The organism is Phytohabitans maris, from assembly GCF_031085175.1.
Classification (GTDB): Bacteria; Actinomycetota; Actinomycetes; order Mycobacteriales; family Micromonosporaceae; genus Phytohabitans; species Phytohabitans maris.
The window spans coordinates 37,509-63,790 of record NZ_JAVHUY010000033.1; the positions used below are offsets into that span (position 1 = coordinate 37,509).

Here is a 26,282-nt window from a genome sequence, read left to right on the forward strand (position 1 = left end):
GGCCGGCGACGGGGAGCGAGCGGTCAGGCCCACGGCCAGGCCGAGCGCCACCACCAGTACACCCGCGGTCTGGCCGGGGTCGGGGAGGCGGCCGGCCTGGATCGCGGCGGTGACCAGCGTCGCCACCGGCATCAGGCCGACGATCATGCCGGCCCGCTCCACGCCGAGCCGCTGCAGCCCGGTGAACCAGGCCAGGAACGCCACCACCGTCATCAGCAGCGCCAGGTAGCCGAGCGTGGCCGCCTCGACCGCCGTGGGCAGCCGCCACCGCGCCACCTCGCCGGCCGCGACGCCGCCGGCCAGGAGCAGTGGTACGGCCAGGCCGCAGCTGTACGCGGCCACCCGGATCGCGCCCAGCCGGGGCAGCACCGCGGCGGCTAGCAGCGAGAAGAGCACCTCGCCGACGAGCGCGCCGAGCGAGGCGAGCACCCCGATCGCGTCGGCCTTGCCGGAGCCCTGCACGAGCGCCGTACCGCCGACGACGACGGTGGCCGCCACCACGATCCGGGCGGCCGGGCGGGCGCCGCGCAGCAGCGGGGCGAGCAGCGCGAGGCCGAGCGGGGCGGCGCCGATCACCGTACCGACGACGGCCGCGTCCGCGTGCGGCAGCGCCACGAGGATGCAGGCGTTGAACCCGGCCAGCCCGGTCGCCGCCAGCACGGTGAGAATGCCCAGCTCGCGCCGGGTCGGCCGGATACCGCCCGGACCAGCGAAAAGCCGGCCACCGCCCGAAGAGCGGCCGATGGCCGAAGGCCCGCCGATGAGCGAAGAGCGGTCTCCGGCCGAAGACCAGCCACCGGCCGAAGGCCGACCGATGGGCGAAGAGTGGCCGATGGGGGAGAGGCGGACGATCAGGGCGAGGATCAGCGCGGCCAGCCCGTACCGGAGGGCCTGGCCGGTGAGCGTGGGGTAGTCGAGGATGAGCTGGCTCAGCGACACCGAGCTCCCGACGATCACCATGCCCGCGACACAGAGCAGCGCACCAACCTTCATGAAGGCGACGCTATGGTGGCAGTGGTCCGCTAGACAGGGCCACTTGAGCGCGGCATCAGGGGACCATTGTGAGGGGAGGAGGACCACGTTGTGGGAGGCGCTGGTCCAGCTCGACCGCGGCCGGCCCGGCCTGGCCGACCAGCTCATCGACGCACTCCGCCAGGCGGTCGCCGACGGGCGCCTGGCACCCGGCACCCACCTTCCGTCGACCCGCGCGCTGGCGGCAGACCTGAAGCTCTCCCGCGGCGTGGTGGTCGAGGCGTACGAGCAACTGGTCGCCGAGGGCCGCCTGCTGTCCCGGCAGGGCGCCGGTACCGTCGTCGCGCCGTTGATCAGGGAGCCGGTGGAGCGGCGCGCCGCCGACACGCCCGACAAAGTCCCTGATCGACCGCGGACGCTGCTGCGGCCGGGAGTGCCGGATCTGGGGATGTTTCCGCGGGCGGCCTGGCGGCGGGTCTACGAGCGGACACTCACGCGGATGGCGGATTCCGTTTTAGATTACGGCGAACCGTCCGGGGCTTGGCGGCTGCGCGCGGAGTTGGCGAGCTACCTGGGGCGGGTACGCGGGGCACGGCTCGAACCGGGCGCGGTGATCGTGACGACAGGGGCGGCCCAGGGGTTCGCGGTACTGGCGGCGGCGCTGCGGGCCGGCGGCGCCACGGCGATCGGGTTCGAGGAGCCGGGCAGCTACGGGGTGCGCGGCCACCTGGAGAGCCACGGGCTGCGGCTGGTACCCGTACCGGTCGACGGCGACGGGCTCGACGTGGCCGCGCTGGACCGCTCGGGCGCGCCCGCGGTCTTCGTCACGCCGGCCCACCAGTTCCCGACCGGTGTGGTGCTCGCACCAGCCCGGCGGGCGGCGCTCGTCGAGTGGGCGCGGCGTACCGGCGGGCTGATCGTCGAGGACGACTACGACGCCGAGTTCCGCTACGACCGCGACCCGGTCGGCTGCCTGCAGGGCCTCGCCCCGGACGCGGTCGCGTACATCGGCTCGGTCAGCAAGGCCCTCGCTCCGGCGCTGCGGCTCGGCTGGCTGGCCGTACCCGCTGAATGGCGGGAAGCGGTGGCCGAGCGAAAGGCGTGGGCCGACCTCGGCGGACCTGTTCTCGAACAGCTCGCGTTCGCCGAACTGCTGGCCGGCGGCGGGTACGACCGGCACCTGCGCCGGACCCGCCTGGAGCACCGGCGCCGGCGGGACGCGCTGGTCACGGCCCTGCGGCGGCACCTGCCCGGGCTGCGGATCTCCGGCGTGGCGGCCGGCCTGCACCTGGTGGTCGAGCTGCCGGACGGGGTGGACGACGAGGCGCTGGCCGAGCGGGCGCGGGCGGCCGGGCTGGGCCCGCTGCCGCTGTCCCGCATGCGCCTGGGCAGCGGCGGCCCGCCCGGCCTGGTACTCGGCTACGCGGCGAACCCGCCCGGGGAGCTCGAAACCGCGGTTTCGCTTCTGGGAAAGCTGGTTACCGCATCGCGGGCCCGCGATGCGGTAACCAGCGTCGGGGATTGAGCGCTAGCGTCTGCCTATGGCGCAGTTCGTACCGCTCGCTGAGCGCATCGTCGACGCAGTCCTGGAGAGCAACCCGGCCCTCGCCTCCTATGTGGGCGATCACCGCTTCGACGACCGGTTGCCCGACCTGTCGGCCAGCGGCGTGACCGCCCAGGTGGCGATGCTGCGCGACGCCGGCAACGCGCTCGCCGAGGTCGACGCCGACGCTCTCCACCCGTCCGAGCAGGTCGACCACGCGGTCCTGACCGCGCTCGTCGAGCGCGGCCTTTTCGAGGCCACCGAGGTGCGCGGGCACGAGTGGGACCCGCTCGAGCACAACCCGGCCCCGCTGCTCTACCACCTCATCGCCCGCCCGTTCGCCCCGGTCGAGGAGCGGCTGGCCAGCCTCGCCGGCCGCCTCGACGCCGTGCCCGACGCGCTGGCCACCGCCCGCGCCACGCTGCGCGACATGCCCCGGGTACACGTGGAGACGGCCGCCGGGCAGTTCGCCGGCGCGGCCGCGCTGGTCCGCGACGAGGTGCCCGCCATGCTCGCCTCGGCGCCCGGGATGCGGGCCACAGTGGAGCCGGCGGCCGAGACCGCCGTGGCCGAGCTGGACGGGTTCGCCAAGTGGCTCCGCTCCAAGGTGGACGGCGCCGACCGCGACCCGCGGCTGGGGCGGCGGCTGTGGGAGGCGCGGCTGTGGCACACGCTCGACACCGAGCTGCCCGCCGCGCAGGTGCTCGCCCGCGCGCAGGCCAACCTGGAGCGGGTGACCGAGGAGATCCGCGCGGCGGCCGCCGAGCTGGTCGGCGGGGCGGCGGACGACGCGACGGTACGCCGGGCGCTCGACCAGCTCGCCGCCGAGCGCCCGGACGAGGAGTCCATCGTGGACCTCGCCAAGGTGACGCTCGGCGAGACCACCGACTTCGTCCGCGCGCACGACCTCGTCGGGCTCCTCGACGACCCGTGCGAGATCCTGCCGATGCCCGAGTTCGCGCGCGGCGTCGCGGTGGCGTACTGCGACGCGCCCGGCCCGCTGGAGTCGGCCGAGCTGCCGACGTTCTACTGCATCGCACCGGCGCCCGCGGACTGGCCGGCCGAGCGGGTCGAGTCGTTCTACCGCGAGTACAACGACCACATGATCCGCAACCTGACCGTGCACGAGGCGATGCCCGGCCACTTCCTGCAGCTCGCCCACGCCCGGCGCTTCCGGGGTACGACCCGGGTGCGGGCGATCGGCATGTCCGGCCCGTTCGTGGAGGGCTGGGCCGTGTACGCCGAGGAGCTGATGGCCGGCCTCGGCTTCGGCGGGCTGCCGATCCGCCTGCAGCAGCTCAAGATGCAGCTGCGGATGAGCATCAACGCGATCCTCGACCAGCTCGTGCACTGCGAGGAGCTGCCCGAGGCGGACGCGATGGCGCTGATGACCGGGCCGGGCTTTCAGGAGGAGGGCGAAGCGGCCGGCAAGTGGCGCCGGGCCCTGCTCACCTCGACGCAGCTCTCCACCTACTTCGTCGGGTACACCGAGGTCGCCGACATCGCGGCCGCCCGCCCGGCCGGCACCGCGCCGCGCGACTGGCACGACGCGATGCTGGCGCACGGCTCGCCCCCACCCCGCCACCTGCGCGCCCTGCTCGGCCTCTGACGAAACCGCTAGGCCCGTTTGAGCTACCGCGGCGCCCGTCGGTGATGGTTGTGATCGAAGCTCCCCTCAAGTCGTTAGAACGACTTCAGGGGAGCTTCGATCACAGACGTGGGGAAGGTGCTACGTGCCGGTGCGCTTGTCGATGACCTTGGCGCCGGCGGGGAGGGTGAAGGCGGCGGGGTCGGCCACGTCGCGGTAGCGGGTCAGGGCGATGTCGACCTGGCTGCCGTCCACCGCGCCGGAAAAGCTGCCCAGCACGCCGTCGGTCGTGATGCAGGCGTCGAACGCGGAGGCCCGGTCGTCGCGGACGCCGCGCACCGCCACGCACGTCGCCGGCCGCCCGGCGATCGTGGTGCCGCTCTGCTCGATCGTCGCGTCGGTGTCCAGGGCCGCCGTCGTGAGCAGGCCGATCACTACGGTCGGGGCGATCAGCCCGTGCGCGCCGGCGTCCCGGAAGGCGGCGACGGCCGGCTCGTTGTTGGGGGTGGGCGCGGCGGTCAGCGTGCACGTCATGGTGCTACCCGAGCGGCGGCAGTCGGTCACCGCCTCGTCGGTGACGGTCAGCTTGCCGTCCGGATACACGTACGCCGAGCGGAACGGCGACTGGGCCTGGGCGATCATGGCGGTGCCCCCGCCGGGCAGCTGGTACTCCGCCGAGTAGGTCAGCTCGCCCGATCCGTCGAGCTGGCTGGCCAGCTCGTTGACCAGGTCGGCCCGGTCCATCACCTGGCCCGAGTCGCCGCAGCCGGGGAGTGCCGCCGTCAGAGTCACCCACGCCAGCACGAAAGGGATGAGGCGGGAGCGAGGCATGGGGGCCAGGGTACTGAGTCTGGCGCGCCGCTGAGCCCACCTGCCGGCCCACCTCGCTGCATCACTAGGCTTCTGACCGAAGCCTCGGCCGCAATGCGGCGGCCCGTGAGAAATCTAGGCGAGGAGCGTCACAGTGGCCACCATCGAGGGAATCGTCGCGCGGGAGATTCTCGACTCGCGGGGCAACCCCACCGTCGAAGTCGAGATCGGGCTCGACGACGGCACGATCGCGCGCGCGGCCGTACCGTCCGGCGCCTCCACCGGCGCGTTCGAGGCGGTCGAGCTGCGCGACGGCGACAGCGACCGGTACAAGGGCAAGGGCGTCGAGAAGGCCGTCGCCAACATCGAGGACCGCATCGTCCCCGAGCTGATCGGCTACGAGGCGAGCGAGCAGCGCGCCATCGACCAGAAGATGCTCGACCTGGACGGCACGCCAAACAAGTCCGACCTCGGGGCCAACGCGATCCTCGGCGTCTCGCTCGCGGTGGCGAAGGCGGCGGCCGCGAGCGCCGAGCTGAGCCTCTTCCGGTACGTCGGCGGCCCCAACGCGCACGTGCTGCCGGTGCCGATGATGAACATCCTGAACGGTGGGGCGCACGCCGACTCCAATGTCGACGTGCAGGAGTTCATGATCGCTCCGATCGGCGCGCCGACCTTCCGCGAGGCGCTGCGCGCGGGCGCGGAGGTCTACCACGCGCTCAAGTCGGTGCTCAAGAAGAAGGGCCTCTCCACCGGGCTCGGCGACGAGGGCGGCTTCGCGCCCGACCTGCCCACCAACGCGGCCGCGCTCGACCTGATCGGCGAGGCGGTGCAGGCCGCCGGGCTGCGGCTGGGCACCGACATCGTGCTCGCGCTCGACGTGGCGGCGACCGAGTTCTACAAGGACGGCGCGTACGTCTTCGAGGGCTCGCCCAAGCCGACCGACGAGATGATCAATTACTACGCCAAGCTCGTCGACTCGTACCCGATCGTGTCCATCGAGGACCCGCTGGCCGAGGATGACTGGGCCGGCTGGTCGGCGTTCACGGCGGCGCTCGGCGACAAGATCCAGATCGTCGGCGACGACCTCTTCGTGACCAACCCCGAGCGGATCAGCCGCGGCATCGCGGAAAAGTCGGCCAACGCCGTGCTCGTCAAGGTCAACCAGATCGGCTCGCTGACCGAGACGCTCGACGCGGTCGACCTGTCCCACCGTGCCGGCTTCAAGTGCATGATGAGCCACCGCTCCGGCGAGACCGAAGACACCACGATCGCCGACCTCGCGGTGGCCACCGGCACCGGCCAGATCAAGACCGGCGCGCCGGCCCGGTCCGACCGGGTGGCCAAGTACAACCAGCTGCTCCGCATCGAAGAGGAGCTGGACGACGCGGCGCGGTACGCCGGGGCCGCGGCCTTCCCGAGGTACCATCTGTCCTAGTTGATCTAGGGCTGACCGCCGTGTGACCGGGTCCGGCACGCTGGCTGATCGGGCCCGGGATCGCGGGGAGGACGTGATGACGCAGAGGCTCACGCCGGGCGGGCAGGGTCCCGCCCGGCGCCCGGGACGGCGGAGCCGGGCCGCGCCACCGCGGACCGGGCGCCCGGTGGCCCGGGGCGCCGAGGTCAAGGAGAGCGCCGACAGCGGCCGCTCCGCCAACCGCCCGGCCGCCCGCCGCGCGCCGGTCCGCCGCACCAACGCGCCGCAGCCGCGCCGCTTCACCGGGCGGGCCACGGTGCTGCTGGTAGTGCTGATCGCCCTCGCGCTCGGCTACACGTACCCGGTGCGGGTCTACCTGAGCCAGCAGTCCGACATCGCCCGGATGGAGCAGGCACAGGCCGAGCAGCGCCAGCGGATCAGCGAGCTGAGCCAGCAGGCGGCGCTCTGGAAGGATAGGAAGTACATCGAGATCCAGGCCCGCAAGCGGTTCTACATGGTGTACCCCGGCGAGGTGCCGCTGGTGGTGCTCACCGACCCCGAGGGCGCGGCGCGCGACGCCGGCAAGCCGGCGGACGCCGGCAAGAGCCAGCCCGCCGACCCCTGGTACGACACGCTGTGGTCCTCGATCCAGGCCGCGGATGCGGAGAGCGACCGGTGACTGAACCTGCCACGCGGGCCGACCTCGACGCGGTGGCCGCCCAGCTCGGCCGCACGCCCCGCGGCACCCGGGCGGTCGCGTACCGCTGCCCGTGCGGCCTGCCCGCCGTGGTCGAGACGCGGCCGCGGCTGGCGGACGGCACGCCGTTCCCGACGCTGTACTACCTCACCTGCCCGCGCGCCACGGCGGCGTGCAGCCGGCTGGAGTCCGCCGGGCTGATGAAGGAGATGGAGGCGCGGCTCGCCACCGATCCCGACCTGGCCAAGCGGTACCGGGCGGCGCACGAGGACTACCTGACCCGCCGCGAGGCGATCGAGCACGTGCCGGAGATCGAGGGCACCTCGGCGGGCGGCATGCCCGGGCGGGTCAAGTGCCTGCACGTACACATGGGGCACGCGCTGGCGGTCGGGCTGGGCGTCAACCCGTTCGGCGACGAGGTGGTCGAGCGGGTCGGTGCCTGGTGGGCGGATGGACCATGCGTGACGTCGTGATCCGCCGGGCCCGTACGGCCGACGTGCGGGCCATCCGGGACCTGATCGACACCTACAGCGGGGAACGCCGGCTGCTGAGCAAGGCGACCGTCACGCTCTACGAGGACGTACAGGAGTTCTGGGTCGCCACCCGCGGCCCCGACGGCACGGTCGTGGGGTGCGGCGCGCTGCACGTGATGTGGGAAGACCTGGCCGAGATCCGCACGGTCGCGGTGCACCCCTCCGCGCGCGGCCTGAAGATCGGCCACGGCATCGTCACCGAGCTGATCGGTACCGCCCGCGAGCTGGGTGTCGCGCGGGTGTTCGTGCTGACGTTCGAGACGGGCTTCTTCAGCTCGTTCGGCTTCGTGGAGATCGACGGCGCACCCGTGCCACCGCCCGTCTACGAGCAGCTGCTCCGCTCGTACGACGAGGGCGTCGCCGAGTTCCTCGGCCTCGAACGGGTCAAGCCCAACACCCTCGGCAACACCCGCATGCTGCTCCATCTGTAGCGGATTGAGCTACCGCTAATTCGATCAAGCTGTGATCTGAGTTTCTACCGTTCGCGTTCACAGCCCGTCCGCCCGGGCCACGATCACCCGCAGCCTCACGCTCCGGGCGGTGCTCACGCTCCGGGCGGCGCTAGGTCTCGGCGGAGCTTGCGGACGAAGCGGCGGAAGTGCGGGTCGAAGGTCTCGCCGGCGGCCGCGATCTCCTCCGGCGTCCACCAGCGGGCCTCGCGAAACTCGTCGCTCTCCGGCACCGCCCAGCCGCGGTCGCTGGCCGCCACCCACCAGATGCTCACGTCGGTGTGCCCGGCGTCGAGGCCCACGGTCCGCGTGGCGGTGAGGAAGACCGGCCACACCTCCACCGCGACGCCCAACTCTTCGCGCGCCTCGCGCCGGGCCGTGGCGGCGGGGTGCTCGTCCGGGTCGACATGGCCACCGGGTGGCAGCCACAGGCCGGCGTTCACGTGGTCGACCAGCAGGATGTCGCCGTCGGGAGTGACCGGCACCACGTACGACACCAGGTGCCGCGGCGGCGTCGCCGGCTTGGCGCGGCGGAAGACGTCGTCGGTCCGCTCCAGCCAGCGCAGCGTCTCTCGCTGGTGGGTCGCCTCCAGGTCGTCCAGGGGTGGGAGAGCGGCGACGATCTCGTGGACGGCGATGACCGGCGGGCGCATCCGGATAGGGTCTCACCCATGACGAGGGTGGCGGCGATCGACTGCGGGACCAACTCGATCCGGCTGCTGGTCGCCGACATCGACGAGACGCTCTCCGACGTCGTACGGCGGATGGAGATCGTCCGGCTGGGCCAGGGCGTCGACCGCACCGGCCGGCTGGCGCTGGAGGCGATCGAGCGCACCCGGGTGGCCCTCGCCTCGTACGCGGCGCAGATCCACGCGCTCGGCGCCACCCAGGTTCGGATGTGCGCCACCTCGGCGACCCGAGACGCGGCCAACGCGGCCGACTTCCGCGCCATGGTGGTCGACACGCTGGGCGTCGAGCCGGAGGTGGTGACCGGCGACGAGGAGGCGCGGCTCTCGTTCACCGGCGCGGTGCGCGGTCTGACCGCCGAGCCGCCGTACCTGGTGGTGGACATCGGCGGCGGCTCCACCGAGTTCGTGGTCGGCGGGTCCACGGTGGAGGGTGCGATCTCGGTCGACATCGGCTGCGTGCGGATGACCGAGCGGCACCTGCACAGCGACCCGCCCACAGCCGCCGAGGTCGCCGCCGCCACCGACGACATCACCGCCACGGTCGACCGGGCGCTGTCCGCCGTACCCGGCCGGGAGGCCAGGACCCTGGTGGGGCTGGCCGGCTCGGTGACGACGGTCGCGGCGATCGCGCTCGACCTGCCCGGATACGACCCGGGGCGGATCCATCACGCCGTCGTGTCCTACGACGAGGTGGCCAAGGTCACCGGCGACCTGCTCGCGATGCCCACCGCCCGGCGCCTGGAGATCCCGGTGATGCACCCGGGCCGCGCGGACGTGATCGGCGCCGGCGCGCTGGTGCTGCGCGTCATCATGGAGCGCGCCGCCATGCCCGCGGTCGTCGCCAGCGAACATGACATCCTCGACGGCATAGCGTGGAGCCTGTAGTTGTAGCGACAGTATGAGAGCAGTATGGTTTTCATATGGTGACCACGGTGAACCTGCCCGACGAGCTACACGCCGCGCTTAAGCGAGTCGCTGACGATGAGCACCGGTCGATGAACGCGACCATCCTCGTCGCCGTGGAACGGTACGTGGCCGACCGCAGCCACCGCTCGCGGGTCCGCGAGCTCGCCACCGACGTTGCTCGTCGTCACGCCGAGTTGCTGGATCGTCTGGGCAAGTGACCGAGTATCTGGACATTGACGATCTCATCGAAATCGCGGCGATCGTGCTGGGAACGCCGCCGCTCGTCCGCGACTACGGATTACTATCCTCGGCCGCGTCGCGGCCGGGGACGATCGCTTTTGGCCATGAGGCATACCCGGATCTCTGGGGTAAGGCGGGTGCGCTGCTCCACTCCCTGTGCATGAACCACGCGCTCGTTGACGGAAACAAACGCCTCGCGTGGGCGTCGACCGTGGTGTTCCTCGGGCTCAACAACGTCGCCGTGCGGGATGTGGATGTCGACGTGGCCGAGGAGTTCGTTCTGGCGGTGGCCGGCGGGGCCTTGTCGGAGGTTCCGGACATCGCACGCGAGCTGCGCAAGCTGTACCTGTAAGGCGGGTGTTCAGCCGGTGCGGCGGAGCTCGGCGCGGGACTGCTCGCGCGGCTCGGACTCGTCGCGTGACCACCACCACGCGTAGCTGATCGCGCCCGGCTGCGGCAGGCGCAGGATGATGCGCGCCACCAGCGGCCCCTCGTACGCCGTGAACTCGCCCGGCTTGGTCTGCGTGAAGCGCACCACCCCGGGCAGCTCCAGGCAGGCCACGTGCAGCTCGAGCCGGCCCGCCTCGCCGGCCACCAGCACCGTGTGCTCGACGTGCTGCAGGCCGTTGTGGTCGTTGGTGGCCTCGTAGTCGAGGGTGACCGCGCGGCCGCGGACGACCGACGACACCGCCATCCGGGCCACGAAGGGCCCGCTCTCGGGGCCGTCGCCGCGCCCACGGTAGACGCCGCTGGCATTTGCCAAGCGCCCCAACACATCCTCGGCCTGCACGGCGACACACTAGCCTCTCGCGGCACTACTGCGGTCTTGACACTACTCTGGAGTGCGGAGTAGTTTCCGTCCGTGGATACCACGCAGTTGCTCAAGGGTGTGCTGGATCTCGCGGTCCTCGCCGTCCTCAAAGAGGAGGATGGGTACGGCTACGACATCCTGCGCCGCCTCCGCGCGGCCGGTCTCGGCGACGTCGGCGACGCCTCGGTCTACGGCACGCTGCGCCGGCTCTTCCAGGCTGGCTGCCTGACGGCGTACGTGGTGCCGAGCGAGGAGGGCCCACACCGCAAGTACTACGCGCTGAACGAGATCGGTCGCGACCAGTTGCAGCGCTCCGGCAAGGTGTGGCGCACGTTCGCATCCACTATGGACACTCTGCTCGCGGATCGGGGGATGGTGGCGTGAACGAGGTCGCCGACTACGTGGCACAGGTGCGCACCGCGCTCGCCGACCTGCCACCAGCCATCCGTGACGAGCTGCTCGACGACCTCCCGGAGCACCTGGCCGAGGTCGCCGCCGAGGGCGAGGGGTCGCTCACCGAGCGGCTGGGGCCGCCCACCGCCTACGCCGCCGAGCTTCGGGCCGCCGCCGGCGCCCCCGCGGGCCGTGGCCGGATGCCGGCCATGGACGCCCGGCTGCACGACGTCGTGGTCCAGGCCCGCGCCCGGCTCCAGGCCGCCGACGCCAAGACCGGACCCCTCATCGGGTACGAGAAGACGAGTGACTTCCTTCGCCTACTGCGACCCGCATGGTGGGTCCTCCGTGGCTACCTCGCGGCGATGGCGGTCGCCTATCTGTTGAGCAATGGCCCGATCGGGTTGCTGCCCCGCTTCGAGATGGGCGACAGCACGGTGGCCGGTGTGGTGGCGCTGGTGCTCTTCGTGATCGTGTCGATCTGGCTCGGTCGCCGGGGAAGCCGCCTGCCCCGGGTGCCCCGGCTGGTCCTCTGGGCCGGCATCGCCCTGCTGATGCTGCCGGCGGCGGTCAGCCTCTTCGAGGCCGACGAGGACGCGGTGCGCGAGCCATATCAAGGCGTCTCCGAGACTTACAACGACGTCGGCTCGGTCTACGTCTACGACGAGCAGGGCCGCCCGCTGGTCAACGCGCGCGTCTTCGACCAGTTCGGCAATCTGGTCCAGCCCGGCGTCTGGTGGTGTCCCAACGAAGGTGGCGGGATGACCACGGAAGTCTTCCCGACATGCGCCAACCCGCAACCCGTCAACTGGCAACCCGCCTACGTCCCGCCCCCGCCGGCGCGGGGCATCCCGCAGAGCCCGAGCCCGGCACCGGAGCCGACCGCGTCGCCGGAGCCCGCGCCGGCTCCGACCGGCACGCCACAGCCCTCGGCCACCCCTACGCCGGCGCCGACCGCGACCGGATAGGCGCGGTCCGTGACCGGGGTGGCGGTGGACGGGGCGGCTCGCTAGGTTGCCACCGGCCGACTCGTGCACACCTTGGAGGACCCGCCGTGACCGACCAGCAAGCCGCGCCACCGGCCGAGGAAGAGGGCGTCGCGCCAGCACCGGAGAAGAGGGGCGGCGCGAGCAAGGTGATCATCGGTGTCGTGGGCGTGCTCGCGATCGTGGTCCTCGCGGTGGTCGCCGTCGTCGTGGTGCGCAACGTGCTCTCCGTCGACGACCCGACGCAGGACGCCAAGGCCGACGACTGCCTCGCCAACCTGCCGCAGGCCACGGCCGGCCAGGAGACCAGCGTCACCGACGCCAAGGTGGTGGCCTGCGACTCGGCCGACGCCAAGTACGCGGTGGTGGGCCGGGTCGACGACGTCTCGGCGGCGCAGGCCTCGGTCGACGAGGTCTGCGCGGCGTACGCGGAGACGACGATGCGCTTCTACGCGATTCCGGCCGGCGGCCAGGGTTACGTGCTCTGCCTGAAGCCCGCCTGATCATCTTTCCCCAGCGACAGCGGGGCGTACACAGCGCGACAGGGAGGTGTACGCCACGCCGCCGTTGTCTTTCCCCAGCCCGGTACGGCATGGCAGGCTACGCGCACCGCAAGAACGCCACTGTGCGACCAGCCAACGATGACTGACCGGCAGGAGGACGGCCCATGGGCGAGATGGTTAGCTACCAGAGCAATGGCGGGAGCAGTGAGGGATATCTCGCCCTGCCGTCCGCCCCGGGCGCTTCAGCCGTCGTGGTGATCCAGGAGTACTGGGGGCTGGTGCCGCACATCATCTCGCTCACCGAGCGGTTCGCCGAGGCGGGTTTCGTGGCGCTGGCGCCCGACCTCTACCACGGCAAGCACACCACTGAGCCGGACGAGGCCGGCAAGCTCATCATGGGCCTCGCGATGGACCAGGCCGCCAAAGACATCGCCGGCGCCGCGGCGTACCTCGCCGGGCGGCCGGAGACCGGCGGCAAGGTGGGAGCGGTCGGCTTCTGCGCCGGCGGCAGCCTCGCGCTCTGGTCGGCCACGCTCTCGACCGAGATCGTGGCTACGGTCGGCTTCTACCCGGTGCTCCCCTGGGAGCGGATGCGCCCGGACTGGTCGGGCTACGCCGGAAAGTCGGCGGCCATCCACTGCTCCGAGGCCGACGGCACCTCGGCGGCCGAGGGTGTGCAGCTGGCCCGGCGCTCGGTCGAGGCGGCCGGCGGCGACTGCGTCCTGTACGACTACCCCGGCACCAAGCACGCCTTCTTCAACGACGACCGGCCCGAGGTCTTCGACCGGGAGGCGGCCGCCACCTCGTGGGCCCGCACGCTCGACTTCTTCCGTACCAAGCTTGGCTGACCGCCATAAGCCGAGTAACCCGTACCCCCGATGAGGTGGCCGACCACGCGCGGCGGTCGGCCACGCTCGCGGACCTCGACGCCGCCGTCTCGGACTGCTTCGCCTGCCCGCGGCTGGTGAGCTGGCGCGAGGAGGTCGCCGCGACAAAGCGGGCGTCCTTTCGCGACCAGGTGTACTGGGGCCGGCCGGTGCCCGGCTTCGGCGCGGGCGACGCCCGGCTCGCGATCCTCGGCCTGGCGCCCGCCGCCCACGGTGGCAACCGCACCGGCCGGATCTTCACCGGCGACCGCTCCGGCGACGTGCTCTTCGCCGCGCTGCACCGGGCCGGCCTCGCCAACCAGGCCACCAGCGTCTCCCGCGACGACGGGCTGGCGCTGCGCGACACCCGCATCTTCGCCGCCGTGCGCTGCGCGCCGCCGGACAACAAACCCACCCCCGGCGAACGGGACACCTGCGCGCCGTGGCTGCACCGCGAGGTCGAGCTGGTCAAACCCACGCTGCGGGTGGTGGTCGCGCTGGGCGCGTTCGCCTGGGCCGCGTGGTGGCCGACCATGGCCGTCGGGTACGGGGTGCGCCCGCCCACGCCCCGCCCGGCGTTCGGGCACGGGGCCCGGTGGAGCGGCGACGGCGTGCCGACGCTGCTCGGTTGTTACCACGTCAGCCAGCAGAACACCTTTACCGGGCGGCTCACACCCGCGATGCTGGACGATGTGTTCGCCGCCGCGAAGCACCTCGCGGGGTTGGCCTGAGACCGGGCGGTACGGTTACAGGCACGCCCGACGATTGACATTCCGGACATAACGCTGAGATGACTCCTGGTTCGCTGCGCAGATGGTGGCCACTGGCCGCGGTCGTCCTGCTGCTCGCCCTCGCGGCCGTCGCCGCCGCGCACTCCTCGCCGCAGATCGGGCGGGTCGACGAGCCGCCGGTCGACGCCCCCGCGCGCCAGTTCGAGGAGCGGGAGGTGCCGCCGACTCCCCAGCCCGGTGACATCGTCGCCGCCGACCCGACCGAGGTGCCCGGCTGGCTCGGCACGGTCGCGCTGGTCATCGGCGCCGCCGTCCTCGCCGTACTCCTCGGGGTGATGGTCTGGACCCTCGCCCGTGAGGTGGGGCGCCGGCGCTGGCGCGGCAAGATGCCACCGCGCCAGCTGAGCCGCACCGCGAGCGCCGAGGAGGTCGTCGCCGCGCTCGACGCCGGCCTCGTCGACCTCTCGGACGCCGACCTCGACCCGCGGCGCGCGGTGATCGCCTGCTGGCTGCGGCTGGAGCAGGCGGCGGCCGCGGCCGGCACCCCGCGCCAGGCTGCCGACACCCCCACCGACCTGGTCACCCGGCTGCTCGGCGAGCACAACGTCAGCCGGGACGTGCTGGCCCGCTTCGCCGACGTCTACCGCGAGGCGCGGTATGCCACGCACACCGTCGACGAGCGGATGCGCGAGCAGGCCCGCGCCGCCCTCCAGCGCCTCCGCGCCGAGCTGACCACGGAGGTGGCCCGGCCGTGAGTGAGCGGAGTGAGCGAACCATTGGGTTCAGGGCGGTTGGAGCCTCGCGGCCGCCCGCAGCGAAGCGAGGACGGCCGTGAGCGAGCGGAGTGAGCGAACCATTGGGTTCAGGGCGGTTGGAGCCTCGCGGCCGCCCGCAGCGAAGCGAGGACGGCCGTGAGCGAAGCGAGCATCGACGACCTGCTCGGCCACGAGGAGGAGCCGCCGCCGCGGCGGCCCAAGCGGATGGCGACCGACGCCGGCTGGTGGATCCGTACGCTGCTGACGGCCGGGGGGCTCGCGGCGGTCGCCGTGTTCGGCATGCGGATGGCCGGGCTGACGCTGGCGATCCCGCTCGCGTTCGCCGGCTGCCTCGCCCTGCTCCTGCTCCGCCGGGTGGTCGCGCTGGTCTCCGCGCCGCCGCTGGTCAAGGCGGGCCTGCGCCGCGCCCGGGACGAGGAGAGCGGCATGTACAACTGGGCCGCCAGCCAGGACGCGCTCCGCCTCGCGGTGCACCGCTGGGAGGTGCCGCTGGGCTGGTCGCGCCGCGAAGACGCCGAGCGCTACCTGCGTACCGTGCCGAAGATGCTCCGCGAGCTCACCGACGAGCGGCTGCGGCAGCGCCATGGCCTTACCATCGCCAGCGACCCGAAGAGCGCCCGAGTGCTCCTGGGTGAAGAGTTGTGGACCCTCCTGACCACCCCGGTCAAGCGCCCGCTGGCGCCGCGCGAGCTGGCGGCGTCCGTCTCCCGACTGGAGAAGCTATGAGTGAGCAAGTCCAACCGGTGCCGGTGTACGAGGTGGGCCGCCTCGCCCACGCCGTGCTGGACACGGTCGGCACGGTGGTGGTGGGCAAGCGCGGCGCCTTGGAGCTGGTGCTCTCCGGCATCCTCGCCGGCGGCCACGTGCTCCTCGAAGACTTCCCCGGGCTGGGCAAGACGCTGACCGCGCGCTCGTTCGCGCAGGCGCTGGGGCTCGACTTCCGGCGGCTGCAGTTCACGCCCGACCTGCTGCCCGCCGACGTCACCGGCTCCTTCCTGTACGACCAGCGCAGCTCCGACTTCACGTTCCGCGCCGGGCCGGTCTTCACCAACCTGCTGCTCGCCGACGAGATCAACCGCACGCCCCCGAAGACCCAGGCCGCCCTGCTGGAGGCGATGCAGGAAAAGCAGGTCTCGGTCGAGGGCGTCACGTACCGGCTCGACGAGCCCTTCCACGTGCTCGCCACCGCCAACCCGATCGAGTACGAGGGCACCTACCCGCTGCCCGAGGCGCAGCTGGACCGGTTCCTGCTGCGGGTCTCGTTCGGCTACCCGGCCCGCGAAGAGGAGTGGGACGTGCTGCGCCGCCGCATGTCCCGCCGCCGCGAGGAGGCCGAGCTCCAGGCCGTGGTCGATCCCCGTACGCTGCGCGGGATGCAGGCCGCCCTGGAAGACATCGCGGTCGAAGACTCGATCGGGCGGTACATCGTGGACCTGACCGCCGCCACCCGCGAGCATCCCTCGGTGCTCGTCGGCGCCTCCCCGCGCGGCTCGCTGGCGCTGCTGCTGCTCGCCCGGGCCCGGGCCGCGCTCGCCGGGCGCGACTTCGTGATCCCGGAAGACGTCAAGGAGGTGGCCGCGCCGGCCCTGGCCCACCGCATCACCCTCCGCCCCGAGATGTGGCTGCGCCGCGTCGATCCGTCCTTTGTGGTCGGTGAGGTGCTGGAGAAGGTACCGGCGCCGGCGAGCGGGGCCCTCCCCACGTACGCGGCCGGCTTCGGCGGGCCCGAGCCGGGCGCGCGGATCACCGAGTCGCTCGAGCCCGGCCGGTGACCGTCCTCCGGCCCGCCGTGCCGGAGGTAGAGGCGAGCGGCGAGTTCCTCGACAGCCAGCCCGAGTGGGCGCCCACCCGGGCGCTCGGACGGGCCGTGCTGGTGACCGGGCTGCTGCTGATCGCCGGGGTGCTGGCCGGCCGGGTCGACCTGGTGGTGCTGGCCATCCCGTTCGCGCTGGGCACCGCCGTGGCGCTGCACCGCCGGCCCCGGGAGCGGCCGCGGATCGCGCTCGACGTCGACGAGGGCTACCTCGTGGAGGGCGCCGAGGCCCTGGCCGCGGTGACCGTCGGCAACCCGGACCCACCCGCGTACGACCTGGTGGTGGTCCGCACCCGCATCCCGCGCTGGCTGCGGATCAAGGACGGTGACCGGCCGGTGGCGCTCACCCTCGCGCCGGGCGCGGTCGACCAGGTGGAGCTGCGCGGCACGGCGCTGCGGTGGGGCCGCCACCCCCTCGGCCCGGCCGCCGCGCGGGCCGCCGCGTGTGACGGGCTGCTGGTCAGCCGGCCGGGCGTCGCCTACGAGCAGGACGTCAAGGTGTACCCGGTGACCGAGCCCTTCGACGCCGACGAGGCCATGCCGCGCGCGGCCGGGCTGGTCGGCGGCCACCGGTCGCGGCGCCCGGGCGAGGGTGGCGAGCTGGCCGGGGTACGCGTCTTCCAGCCCGGCGACCGCCTGCGCCGCATCGACTGGCGGGTCTCGCTCCGGGCCCGGCAGCTGCACGTGGCCGCCACCCTCTCCGACCGCGACGCCGAGGTGGTGCTGCTGCTCGACGTCCTCGCCGAGGCGGGCGGATCCGGCGGCGTCGGGGGTACCGCCTCCGTGCTCGACACCACCGTGCGGGCAGCCGCCGCGATCGCCGAGCACTACCTGCACCGCGGCGACCGGGTCTCCCTGCTGGAGTACGGCACCTCCGCCCGCCGCCTGCGCCCCGCCACCGGCCGCCGGCAGTACCTGACCGTGCTGGAGTGGCTCCTCGACGTCGAGGCCCAACCTTCCCCGTACGAGCCGTACGAGCAGGTCTTCGGCCTGCACCTGCTCTCCTCGGACGCGCTCGTGGTGGTCTTCACCCCGCTGGTCGACGGGCGCTCGGCGGAGATGCTCGCCCGGCTGGCCCGCGCCGGCCGGTTCGTGCTGGCGGTCGACACGCTGCCGGAGGGGGTCACCCCGGACCGCCGCAGCGACTGGACCGACGTGGCTCACCGGCTCTGGCGGCTGGAGCGCGACAACACGATCGGTCAGCTGCGCGAGCACGGGGTACCGGTGGTCCGCTGGGCCGGCGCCGGCAGCCTCGACCTGGTCCTGCGCGACGTCGCCCGGATGGCCTCGGCGCCGAAGGGGGCACTGCGGTGATCGCCCGCATCACGTACGTGCTGTCCCGGGCCACCGCCGGGCCGCTGCTGGCCCGCGCGGGCGTCTTCGCGGTCGCGCTGGCCGCGCTCGTGGTCGGGTTCCCGGCGGAGATGCGCGCCGGCTACTTCACCGGCGTACTGGTGATCCTGGCCGGCGCCGCCGCGATCCTCCCGCGCAGCCCGCTGGTCACCCTCGCGATCCTGGTGGCGGTCGCCGGCTGGGTGATCTCCACGATCTGGTACGAGGACCCGGTCGAGCTCTGGCGGCTGATCGCGCTGGCCTCGTTCCTCTACCTGACCCACAGCCTGGCCGCGCTCGCCGCGCTCCTGCCGTACGACGCGCACATCCCGGCCGAGGTTACCGTCCGGTGGCTCTCCCGGGCCCTGGCGGTGGTGCTCGGCGCCGCGGTGCTCACGGTGCTCCTGCTCAGCGCCGCCAACCAGGGTGGCGAGCGCGACCTGCTCCCGGCCGCGCTGGCCGGGCTCGCGGTGGCGGTCGGCGCCACGGGCCTGCTCGCCTGGCTGCTGCGCCGCCGCTGAGCGCCCACCTGCCCAAAGCGGTGATCAAAGCTCCCGTCAAGTCGCTAGAACGACTTGAAGGGAGCTTTGATCACCGCGACTCCGAGAGATCGCGGGGTAGTCGCCGTCACAACCGTCGTATCGGCGGTCACAGATGGCGGCATGGGCCAGGTGTAACGGCGCACACAGGGGAATGATGGAGGTCGTGAGTCCGCAACGGATCCTTGTGGTGGGGGCCGGCCACGTCGGCTTGTACGCGGCCCTGCGGCTGTCCAAGAAGCTCCGGGCCCGCGAGGCCGAGGTGACGGTCGTCGACCCGCAGCCGCACATGACGTACCAGCCGTTCCTGCCGGAGGCGGCGGCGGGAAACATCTCCCCGCGGCACTCCGTGGTGCCGCTGCGCCGCGAGCTGAAGCGCTGCAAGATCGTCTCCGGTGCGGTCACCCGGATCGAGCACAGCCGCAAGACCGCCACCGTGCAGCCGATCATCGGCCCGCCGCTCGAGATCGAGTACGACCAGATCGTCGTGGCGCCCGGCTCGGTCTCCCGCACCCTGCCCATCCCCGGGCTGCGCGAGCACGGCATCGGCTTCAAGACCATCGGTGAGGCCATCTACCTGCGCAACCACGTGCTCGACCGGCTCGACGTGGGGGCCGCCACGACCGACCCGGAGACGCGCCGCCGCGCGCTGACGTTCGTCTTCGTCGGCGGTGGCTACGCGGGCATCGAGGCGCTCGCCGAGATGGAAGACATGGCCCGCGACGCGCTCAGGTACTACCCCGAGCTGACCGTCGCCGACATGCACTGGGTGCTGGTCGAGGCGACCCAGCGGGTGCTGCCCGAGGTCGACCGCGACATGGGGGCGTACACGGTGCAGCAGCTGCGGGGGCGCGGCCTGGACATCCGCCTCGACACCCGGCTGGAGTCCTGTGTGGACGGCGTGGCCAAGCTGTCCGATGGAGACAGTTTCCCCTCCGACACCATCGTCTGGACGGCCGGCGTCAAGCCCTCGCCGATGCTCGACGACACCGACCTGCCCCGCGACAACCGGGGCCGGGTCACCTGCCTGCCGACGCTCCAGGTGGTCGACGGCGAAAAGGCTGTCGATGGCGAAAAGGTGGTCGAGGGGGCGTGGAGCGCGGGCGACTGCGCGGCGGTGCCCGACCTCACCGGCCCGCCCGGCACGTTCTGCTCGCCGAGCGCCCAGCACGCGGTGCGCCAGGCGGCCCGGATGGCCGACAACATCCGCGCGGTGATCCGGGGCAAGGAGCCCGTGCCGTACAAGCACAAGCACGCCGGCAGCGTCGCCAGTCTCGGCCTGCACAAGGGCGTGGCCCAGGTGTACGGCATCAAGGTCAAGGGCCCGCTCGCCTGGTTCATGCACCGGACGTACCACGTGAGCCGGATCCCGTCGTTCAACCGCAAGGTGCGCGTGGTGATCGACTGGACGCTGGCCCTCTTCCTGAAGCGCGAGGTGGTCGCGCTCGGCCAGCTGCACGACCCGCGGGAGGAGTTCACCGAGGTCACCCCGAAGGTGAACGCCTAGCCGCGCTTCCGGTGTCAGGGTGATCGAAGCTCCTCTCAAGTCGTTAGAACGACTTCAGAGGAGCTTCGATCACCGGTCAGGCGACCTTCCAGGTCCAGGCGTCGGTGATTTTGGTGCTCGGGCCGAAGAGGGCCTCCAGCGTGGCCACCAGGTCCTCGCGGTGCGGCTGGTCGGAGGCCACCGCCACGCAGGAGGCGCCCCAGAACGCGACGTCCTCGCGGGCCGCCCGGCGCTGCGGCTCGCCGATCTCGGGGCGCCCGCCCTGCTTGGCGACCAGCGCCAGCAGTTGCGAGGTGGGGCGCTTGTAGGTGCCCATCGACGCCCGGCCGCGCTTGCCGTACGGCCCGATGAAGAAGCCCTCGGGAAGGCCGAACTCCGCGTCGGCCGCCGCCGCCCACCGCATCGCCCACGGCTCCGCCGGCGTCGGCAGGGGTACCGGTACGAGCACGCCGCCCGGCTTCACACACTCGCGCCAGTGCCCGCCGGCGATGAACTGGGGCAGCGGCGGGCGGTCGGCCGTGGGCAGCGGCTTGGGGAAGATGGCGAGCAGCGACACGACGACGGCGGCCGGCACGAGCAGCCGTACCGGCCGGGACCGGTGCGCCCGCGCCTTGTCGAACGAGATCACCAGCAGCGTCGCCACCAGCGGCAGCAGCGTCAGCGCGAAGCGCATCGGGAGCGCGCCCTCGACCACCGGCAGACCCACCAGCGCCAGGTACGGCCCCGGGATGCTCGTACGGTCGCCGTCGATCACCATCTTGGGGCCGAGCGACAGCCACGCCATCAGCACGCCGGTCGCGCTGACCGCGCGGACCAGCGGCTCGCGGACCAGCCAGATCACGCAGCCGGTGGCGACGAGGATCAGCGGCCAGCCGAGGAACGTGTTGTACTCCGCCGACCCGGTGGAGAGCCGGGCCGCCTCGGACGAGCCGAGCACCGACAGCGGCGAGATGGCGGTGAAGCTGAGCAGGTCGGCGGAGAAGAAGTACGCGCTGAAGACGCCGTTGGGCACGCTCCCCGGCCCCTTGAACTGGAACCACAGCGGGTAGAGCAGCACGGCGCCGGCCACGCAGACCGCGATGCCCATGCCGGCCGCGAACTTGGGCAGTACGCGGCGGAAGTGGTCGCGCCGCGCCAGCCCGTACCCGATCGCGAGGATCACCATGGTGACCGCGGTGAGGAAGAGGACCTCCTCGCCGATGAAGACCTGGACCGTGACCACGGCGGCCAGCCACAGCGCGGAGGTCACCACCCGCCGGCGGTCGACCCCCTCCGGCCGGGCGGCGGGGTCGGCGGCCCGGGCCAGCCGGATCACCAGCCACACCATCACCGGCACCAGCCACTGGGCGGTCATGTGGAGGTGACTGTTGTTTTGGGAGACGATGCCGGGCCCGAAGCCGCACAGCCCCGCGCCGAGCGCCGACGCCGCCCGGCTGCCGCGCAGCACACGGGAGAAGAAGAGGTACCAGGCGATCGCGGTGCCGGCGAGGTTGGTGCCGGCGATGAGCGCGAACGTCACCGGTACCCCGAAGGCCAGCGTGACCGGTGTGAACAGCGTGCCCAGCGCGATCACGGTGGTGTTGTTGAGCAGGTTGACCCCGTCCGGCGCGTTGAGCCGGTCGGTCAGCAGCCCCCAGTCGCCAAACACGAACTTCGTGTCGGCGGCCAGAAACCACTCGTAGAGCGTCTGGTCCTCGGGGTTGAGCGCGAGCACCCGCCCGTTGGGGTTGGGCCAGAGCCCGTGCGTGATCCACCACGCCAGCGCCGCGAACGCGAGGCACACCGCCACGTCCCGCCCGTGTGACCTGGCCAGCGTGGCCAGCCTGCTCCGCGACGAGGCGCTCGTCTCGGTGGTGGGGGAAGTGGCCGGAGTGCTGGAATCTGCCTGGCCGTTGGCGGACTGCGCGGCGCGGGCTGTGCTGGTCACGGCCTCGACCCTAGTGCCCGTCGGGCCGTACGGGTGCGCCCCGGTGGGCGTGGACCGGCTACCGTGGCATTCTGCGCGACATTTCTCCTACGCCGGCCCGGGTGGTGGAACGGCAGACACGGCCGCCTTAAAAGCGGCTGCCGCGAGGCATGCGGGTTCGAGTCCCGCCCCGGGCACCATCGGCGCGCGGCGTGGCTGGATCGCTACGAGGGATCTCACTGTTTGTCGCGATTGGCGTTTACCCTTGGTGGGGCACGGAGTTGTGCACCAACCCTGTCAGGGAGGCTTGACGTGAAGACTTCCAACCCGGTGCTGGCGCGGCTCGGCCAGGCGGCCGAGCGCGAGCGGGCTGCCGGGTACGCGCCGGTCGGCCAGTATGGGCAGCCCGGTTACGGCGGACCGTACCCGACGACTGACTACCCGGCCGCTCCCCCCACTGTGCGGCCGATGACCGTCGACGACGTTGTCGTCAAGACCGTCGCTCTGCTCGGCATCCTCGGCATCTCGGCGGCGGGCGCGTGGGCTCTGGTGCCCGACTCGCTGACCAGCCTGGCCTGGATCGGCGGCGCGGTGGTCGGTCTCGTTCTCGGCCTGATCATCTCCTTCTCCCGGATGGCCAACCCCGCGCTCGTCGTGGTCTACGCCATCGCCGAGGGCGTCTTCGTCGGCATGGTGAGCAAGGCGTACGAGTCGTTCTACGACGGCATCGTGCTCCAAGCGGTCACCGCGACGTTCGGCGTCTTCTTCCTCATGGCGCTCCTCTACAAGATCCGCGCCATCCGGGCGACCCCCCGGTTCGTCCGCGGCGTCGTGGCGGCGATGGCCGGCCTCTTCGCCGTGATGCTGATCAACCTGGTGCTCGCGCTGTTCGACATCAACACGGGCCTCCGCGACGGCAGCCCGCTGGCGATCGGCTTCAGCCTGGTCTGCATCGTGGTGGCCTCGCTCAGCTTCGTCCTCAGCTTCCACGAGGTCGAAGAGGGCGTGCGGATGGGCCTGCCGCAGCGCTACTCCTGGATCGCCTCGTTCGGCATCCTGGTCAGCCTGGTCTGGCTCTACCTGGAGATGCTGCGTCTCATCAGCTACTTCCAGGGCGACGACTGACGACGTGGAGGGCGTCCCCGATCCGGGGACGCCCTCCACGTCCAGGGAGGAGCGGGCATGGACCTGCGGCGCGCGGTAGACCTCTTCGTCGGCCAGACCAACCACTGGACGGCGGCACGCTGGGCGCAGCCCGCCGGGCCGGCCGGCACCCGCGGCGACCTGACCCACGGGCTGGTCCAGCGCATCGCCGACCGCGCCGCCGACGCCGAGGGCCAGCCCCGCCGGCCCGTGCCGCGGCTGGTCGCCGACACCGCCCTGACCGACCAGCTCCGCGTGGTGGCCGCCGACCTGCTCGCCGCCGCCCCGCCCGCCGCGATCACCGCCGCGGCCGCCACCGACGTCGAGGCCGTCCGGGCCGCACTCGGCTAGAAGACCATTCGGGCTCGTTCTCACTTTTGATCAAAGGGCTTTGATCACACTGCCCCAGGAAGATTCAAAGACAGACATGAGCTACCGCGACGCCCGTCGTGGTCCGGACCGTTGCTCCCGCGGCCTCACCCTCCGCGTCCCGCGATCTCACCCCGGCCCCTGCGGGGAGCCGGCGGCCGTCTGGGTTTTGCGCGTCCACGACACTTCACCACCGCGCCGCCGCCGGGCGGACACGGACGTGTGCGTGCGGGAAGCTCTCGAGCTGCCCCGTCTGTGCTCCCCCTGGGTTGGGCTTGTGGCGCGGAGCCGGCAGCGGAGGTCGGGGATCTCGGCGAGCGCCAGCTCGCCGCCGGCCGCAGCGGTGCCCGTGGGAACAACGCTCCGCTGCGCTCCACGTCTCCCGGGGACCCCGCGCATGCGGTCCACAGCTGAGACGGACCGGGGCAAATCCCGTCGGTAGAACCGCCGGGACGCGCCCGACCTCGCCCTCCGCTGTGGATGTCGACATCGCGTCGCTGAATGAGATCGTGGTACTCGGGTGCCCCAGGAGGGGCACCCGAGTACCACGATCACCAGGCCGGCCCGGTTTGTGTGTCCCGAGCGCTGCGAGATCAGCCCAAGCCCCGACGGCGATCAAGGGGCGCGCGGACCTCGACCCTGGAGGCTGCGCGCTAGCTGAGGCGTTCGAGCACCATGGCCATGCCTTGGCCGCCGCCGACGCACATCGTCTCCAGGCCGATCGTCTTGTCGTGCCAGTCCAGGGCGTTGAGCAGCGTGCCGGTGATCCGGGCACCGGTCATGCCGAACGGGTGGCCGACCGCGATCGCGCCGCCCATCACGTTCAGCTTGTCCAGCGGGATCTCCAGGTCGCGGTACGAGGGGATCACCTGCGCCGCGAACGCCTCGTTGATCTCGACCAGGTCGACGTCGTCGACGGTCATGCCGGCCCGCTTGAGCGCCTGCCTCGACGCCTCCACCGGGCCCAGCCCCATGATCTCGGGGGAGAGTGCGGTGACCCCGGTCGAGACGATCCGGGCCAGCGGCGTGATCCCCAGCTCGCGGGCGCGCGTCTCGCTCATTACGACCACGGCCGCCGCGCCGTCGTTGAGCGGGCAGCAGTTGCCGGCGGTGACGCGGCCGTCCGGGCGGAAGACCGGCTTCAGCCCGGCGACGCCCTCCATGGTCACGCCGGGGCGCGGCCCGTCGTCGGTGCTGACCAGGTCGCCCGAGGGGGTGGTGACCGGCGTGATCTCGCGGGCCCAGAAGCCGTCCGCGATCGCCTTCTCCGCGAGGTTCTGGCTGCGTACCCCGAACTCGTCCATCTCCTCGCGGGTGACGCCCTTGATCTGGGCCAGGTTTTCCGCGGTCTGCCCCATCGCCAGGTAGATGTCGGGCAGGTCGCCGCCGTCTCGCGGGTCCTCCCACTCCGGCGCGCCGCCCTGGGTCCGCTCCGCCGAGCGGGTCCGCGCCCCGTCGAAGCGGGGGTTTTCCCAGCCGCCGCCGACCAGCGCCTGTGCCTCCGGCGGCAGCCCGTCGGAGTTGCCCCGCGCGTACCGGGAGACGCACTCCACGCCCGCCGAAACGAAGACGTCGCCCTCACCGGCCGCGATCGCGTGGAACGCCATCCGCGTGGTCTGCAGCGACGACGCGCAGTACCGGGTCAGCGTGGCGCCGGGCAGCCGGTCGTAGCCGAGCAGGGTGGCCACCACGCGGGCCATGTTGAAGCCCTGCTCGCCGCCGGGCAGGCCGCAGCCGAGGTACAGGTCGTCGATCTCGGCGGGGTCGAGCTGGGGCACCTTGTCGAGCGCGGCGCGCACGATCGTGGCGGCCAGGTCGTCGGGGCGTACCTCGCGCAACGAGCCCTTGTGTGCCCGGCCGATGGGGGAGCGGGCGGTGGCGACGATGACGGCGTTCGGCATGCCGCAACTTTACCCGTGGGTAACTTCAGCGGGAAGTAGGGACCGCGGCCCGGATCACCGCAGGCAGCAGCGCGTGCGCCCAGACCCGGTAGCCGTCGGCGGAGGGGTGGAAGCCGTCGTAGCAGAGCGTGCCGGCGTCGGCCCGAAACACCGCCCCGGTCTCCTCGGCCAGGTCGACGACAGTGCCGCCGGCGGCCCGTACCGCCTTGGCCTGCGCCCGGGCCATCCGCCGCCCCAACCACCCGGTGACCTGGCGCAGGGGCGGCGCGATCGCGCGGACCGCGCCGAGGTCGGGGCAGGTGCCGACGACCACCTGCACACCCGCGTCGCGCAGCCGCCGCACCGCCGCGCCGAGGTAGGCGGCCGACTCGCTGGGGCGGCGCAGCGTGGTCGCGTCGTTGGCGCCGATCAGGATCACCGCCACGTCCGGGCGGTCGCCGAGCAGCGCCCGCGCGACCTGGGTGGCCAGATCCGTGGAACGGGAGCCCGACACGCCCACCGACGAGAGCTGGACGTGCCGCGCGGGCAGGGTCGGCGTGCCCTCGGCGAGCATCGTGGCGAGCTGGCCCCCCACGGTGTCGGCGAGCTGCTCGACGCCCACACCGAGCGAAGACGAGTCGCCCATCAGCACAAGCCGCAGCGGCGGGGCGCCCTCCGGGCCCATCGTGGTGCGCAGCGCCAGACCCATCTCCGGCTGGGCGTACCGCCGGTTGCGGGCCATGACCGCCTCGCCGGTCAGCAGCGCGGCGCCGCCGACCGTACCGGCGATCAGCGTGATCACCGTCGCGCGGCCCAGCTGTCGCGCCGTGGGCATGCCGTCGTCCTTTCGTGTCGCTCAGTGGGTGGTACCCGCTAGCCCGCC

The 26,282-nt window shown here is 72.5% G+C and carries 28 protein-coding genes, 1 tRNA gene and 1 pseudogene; 23 read left to right on the forward strand and 7 right to left on the reverse strand.

The genetic code is table 11. The features are described from left to right. Positions 1-42: 42 nt before the first annotated feature. Positions 43-1,140, reverse strand: a pseudogene (locus RB614_RS29615) (DMT family transporter); the annotation flags it as partial. On the opposite strand from RB614_RS29615, the gene pdxR reads away from it, so the two are divergent. Together pdxR and RB614_RS29625 are read left to right on the forward strand one after the other, a co-directional pair. After that, positions 1,082-2,497, forward strand: coding sequence for a MocR-like pyridoxine biosynthesis transcription factor PdxR (pdxR, locus tag RB614_RS29620; protein WP_308715967.1), 1,416 nt, complete (start codon positions 1,082-1,084; stop codon positions 2,495-2,497). The pseudogene RB614_RS29615 and the gene pdxR sit on opposite strands and share 59 nt — an antisense overlap. A gap of 16 nt (positions 2,498-2,513) precedes the next feature. Further along, complete coding sequence (locus tag RB614_RS29625) at positions 2,514-4,124, forward strand: DUF885 domain-containing protein (protein ID WP_308715968.1); 1,611 nt, start codon at positions 2,514-2,516, stop codon at positions 4,122-4,124. 120 nt (positions 4,125-4,244) lie between these two features. Here the strand turns inward: RB614_RS29625 and RB614_RS29630 are convergent, their stop codons facing one another. Next, a complete protein-coding gene (locus tag RB614_RS29630; RefSeq protein ID WP_308715969.1) occupies positions 4,245-4,934 on the reverse strand; it encodes a hypothetical protein in 690 nt (229 codons plus the stop codon). 133 nt (positions 4,935-5,067) lie between these two features. Between RB614_RS29630 and eno the strand changes: the two genes are divergently transcribed. From eno to RB614_RS29650, 4 genes are all read left to right on the forward strand, one after another. Beyond that, positions 5,068-6,351: a phosphopyruvate hydratase gene (gene eno / locus RB614_RS29635; protein ID WP_308715970.1), complete on the forward strand. Its 1,284-nt coding sequence runs from the start codon at positions 5,068-5,070 to the stop codon at positions 6,349-6,351. Between the two features lie 76 nt (positions 6,352-6,427). Next, positions 6,428-7,009, forward strand: coding sequence for an FtsB family cell division protein (locus RB614_RS29640; protein ID WP_308715971.1), 582 nt, complete (start codon positions 6,428-6,430; stop codon positions 7,007-7,009). After that, entirely contained in the window at positions 6,967-7,500 is a 534-nt protein-coding gene (locus RB614_RS29645; RefSeq protein ID WP_428983132.1) for a DUF501 domain-containing protein, read from the forward strand. Before RB614_RS29640 ends, RB614_RS29645 begins: the two co-directional genes overlap by 43 nt. Then, positions 7,485-7,991 (forward strand): amino-acid N-acetyltransferase, encoded by a 507-nt coding sequence (locus tag RB614_RS29650; RefSeq protein WP_308715973.1) that lies wholly within the window; start codon positions 7,485-7,487, stop codon positions 7,989-7,991. Before RB614_RS29645 ends, RB614_RS29650 begins: the two co-directional genes overlap by 16 nt. A 113-nt stretch (positions 7,992-8,104) precedes the next feature. On the opposite strand, the gene RB614_RS29655 is transcribed toward RB614_RS29650, so the two are convergent. Beyond that, positions 8,105-8,662 carry an NUDIX domain-containing protein gene (locus RB614_RS29655; RefSeq protein ID WP_308715974.1) on the reverse strand — a complete coding sequence of 186 codons (558 nt, stop codon included), beginning with the start codon at positions 8,660-8,662 and terminating at the stop codon, positions 8,105-8,107. An 18-nt stretch (positions 8,663-8,680) separates the two neighbouring features. Between RB614_RS29655 and RB614_RS29660 the strand changes: the two genes are divergently transcribed. From RB614_RS29660 to RB614_RS29670, 3 genes are read left to right on the forward strand one after another with little or no spacing between them, the layout of a single operon-like run. After that, positions 8,681-9,583, forward strand: a complete 903-nt coding sequence (locus RB614_RS29660; RefSeq protein ID WP_308715975.1) for a Ppx/GppA phosphatase family protein — start codon at positions 8,681-8,683, stop codon at positions 9,581-9,583. Positions 9,584-9,618: 35 nt separating this feature from the next. Further along, positions 9,619-9,822: a FitA-like ribbon-helix-helix domain-containing protein gene (locus tag RB614_RS29665; protein ID WP_308715976.1), complete on the forward strand. Its 204-nt coding sequence runs from the start codon at positions 9,619-9,621 to the stop codon at positions 9,820-9,822. After that, positions 9,819-10,196 carry a type II toxin-antitoxin system death-on-curing family toxin gene (locus tag RB614_RS29670; RefSeq protein ID WP_308715977.1) on the forward strand — a complete coding sequence of 126 codons (378 nt, stop codon included), beginning with the start codon at positions 9,819-9,821 and terminating at the stop codon, positions 10,194-10,196. Before RB614_RS29665 ends, RB614_RS29670 begins: the two co-directional genes overlap by 4 nt. A gap of 9 nt (positions 10,197-10,205) precedes the next feature. Here the strand turns inward: RB614_RS29670 and RB614_RS29675 are convergent, their stop codons facing one another. Continuing rightward, on the reverse strand, positions 10,206-10,634 hold the full coding sequence (locus tag RB614_RS29675; RefSeq protein ID WP_308715978.1) for a hypothetical protein: 429 nt from the start codon (positions 10,632-10,634) through the stop codon (positions 10,206-10,208). Positions 10,635-10,706: 72 nt separating this feature from the next. Here RB614_RS29675 and RB614_RS29680 point away from each other — a divergent pair, with 72 nt between their 5' ends. The 11 genes from RB614_RS29680 (at position 10,707) to RB614_RS29730 (ending at position 20,101) form a co-directional block, all read left to right on the forward strand. Beyond that, complete coding sequence (locus RB614_RS29680) at positions 10,707-11,039, forward strand: PadR family transcriptional regulator (RefSeq protein ID WP_308715979.1); 333 nt, start codon at positions 10,707-10,709, stop codon at positions 11,037-11,039. Next, positions 11,036-12,016 carry an HAAS signaling domain-containing protein gene (locus RB614_RS29685; protein WP_308715980.1) on the forward strand — a complete coding sequence of 327 codons (981 nt, stop codon included), beginning with the start codon at positions 11,036-11,038 and terminating at the stop codon, positions 12,014-12,016. The genes RB614_RS29680 and RB614_RS29685 overlap by 4 nt, the downstream gene beginning before the upstream one ends. Positions 12,017-12,102: 86 nt before the next feature. Further along, positions 12,103-12,537 carry an LppU/SCO3897 family protein gene (locus RB614_RS29690; protein ID WP_308715981.1) on the forward strand — a complete coding sequence of 145 codons (435 nt, stop codon included), beginning with the start codon at positions 12,103-12,105 and terminating at the stop codon, positions 12,535-12,537. A 164-nt stretch (positions 12,538-12,701) separates the two neighbouring features. After that, complete coding sequence (locus RB614_RS29695) at positions 12,702-13,385, forward strand: dienelactone hydrolase family protein (protein WP_308715982.1); 684 nt, start codon at positions 12,702-12,704, stop codon at positions 13,383-13,385. A 35-nt stretch (positions 13,386-13,420) separates the two neighbouring features. Then, the gene (locus tag RB614_RS29700) at positions 13,421-14,134 is read left to right on the forward strand and encodes a uracil-DNA glycosylase (protein ID WP_308715983.1); all 714 of its coding nucleotides are present in this window, start codon (positions 13,421-13,423) and stop codon (positions 14,132-14,134) included. Between the two features lie 59 nt (positions 14,135-14,193). After that, a complete protein-coding gene (locus tag RB614_RS29705) occupies positions 14,194-14,889 on the forward strand; it encodes a DUF4129 domain-containing protein (protein ID WP_308715984.1) in 696 nt (231 codons plus the stop codon). 156 nt (positions 14,890-15,045) lie between these two features. Continuing rightward, entirely contained in the window at positions 15,046-15,636 is a 591-nt protein-coding gene (locus RB614_RS29710) for a hypothetical protein (RefSeq protein WP_308715985.1), read from the forward strand. After that, a complete protein-coding gene (locus RB614_RS29715; RefSeq protein ID WP_308715986.1) occupies positions 15,633-16,682 on the forward strand; it encodes an AAA family ATPase in 1,050 nt (349 codons plus the stop codon). Before RB614_RS29710 ends, RB614_RS29715 begins: the two co-directional genes overlap by 4 nt. Before the next feature lie 17 nt (positions 16,683-16,699). Continuing rightward, on the forward strand, positions 16,700-18,037 hold the full coding sequence (locus tag RB614_RS29720; RefSeq protein WP_308716039.1) for a DUF58 domain-containing protein: 1,338 nt from the start codon (positions 16,700-16,702) through the stop codon (positions 18,035-18,037). Then, positions 18,034-18,576, forward strand: coding sequence for a hypothetical protein (locus tag RB614_RS29725; RefSeq protein ID WP_308715987.1), 543 nt, complete (start codon positions 18,034-18,036; stop codon positions 18,574-18,576). The genes RB614_RS29720 and RB614_RS29725 overlap by 4 nt, the downstream gene beginning before the upstream one ends. Positions 18,577-18,760: 184 nt before the next feature. Further along, positions 18,761-20,101, forward strand: coding sequence for an NAD(P)/FAD-dependent oxidoreductase (locus RB614_RS29730; protein WP_308715988.1), 1,341 nt, complete (start codon positions 18,761-18,763; stop codon positions 20,099-20,101). A 76-nt stretch (positions 20,102-20,177) separates the two neighbouring features. Here RB614_RS29730 and RB614_RS29735 read toward each other — a convergent pair whose 3' ends face one another. Further along, a complete protein-coding gene (locus tag RB614_RS29735; RefSeq protein WP_308715989.1) occupies positions 20,178-22,028 on the reverse strand; it encodes a hypothetical protein in 1,851 nt (616 codons plus the stop codon). A 95-nt stretch (positions 22,029-22,123) separates the two neighbouring features. Between RB614_RS29735 and RB614_RS29740 the strand changes: the two genes are divergently transcribed. The 3 genes from RB614_RS29740 (at position 22,124) to RB614_RS29750 (ending at position 23,501) form a co-directional block, all read left to right on the forward strand. Beyond that, positions 22,124-22,207: transfer RNA gene (locus tag RB614_RS29740), tRNA-Leu, on the forward strand. A 112-nt stretch (positions 22,208-22,319) separates the two neighbouring features. Beyond that, positions 22,320-23,132 carry a Bax inhibitor-1/YccA family protein gene (locus RB614_RS29745; protein WP_308715990.1) on the forward strand — a complete coding sequence of 271 codons (813 nt, stop codon included), beginning with the start codon at positions 22,320-22,322 and terminating at the stop codon, positions 23,130-23,132. 57 nt (positions 23,133-23,189) lie between these two features. Beyond that, on the forward strand, positions 23,190-23,501 hold the full coding sequence (locus RB614_RS29750; RefSeq protein WP_308715991.1) for a hypothetical protein: 312 nt from the start codon (positions 23,190-23,192) through the stop codon (positions 23,499-23,501). A 671-nt stretch (positions 23,502-24,172) separates the two neighbouring features. On the opposite strand, the gene RB614_RS29755 is transcribed toward RB614_RS29750, so the two are convergent. Next, entirely contained in the window at positions 24,173-25,420 is a 1,248-nt protein-coding gene (locus tag RB614_RS29755; protein ID WP_308715992.1) for an acetyl-CoA C-acetyltransferase, read from the reverse strand. Between the two features lie 25 nt (positions 25,421-25,445). Next, a complete protein-coding gene (locus tag RB614_RS29760; RefSeq protein WP_308715993.1) occupies positions 25,446-26,234 on the reverse strand; it encodes an SGNH/GDSL hydrolase family protein in 789 nt (262 codons plus the stop codon). Positions 26,235-26,282: the final 48 nt, after the last annotated feature.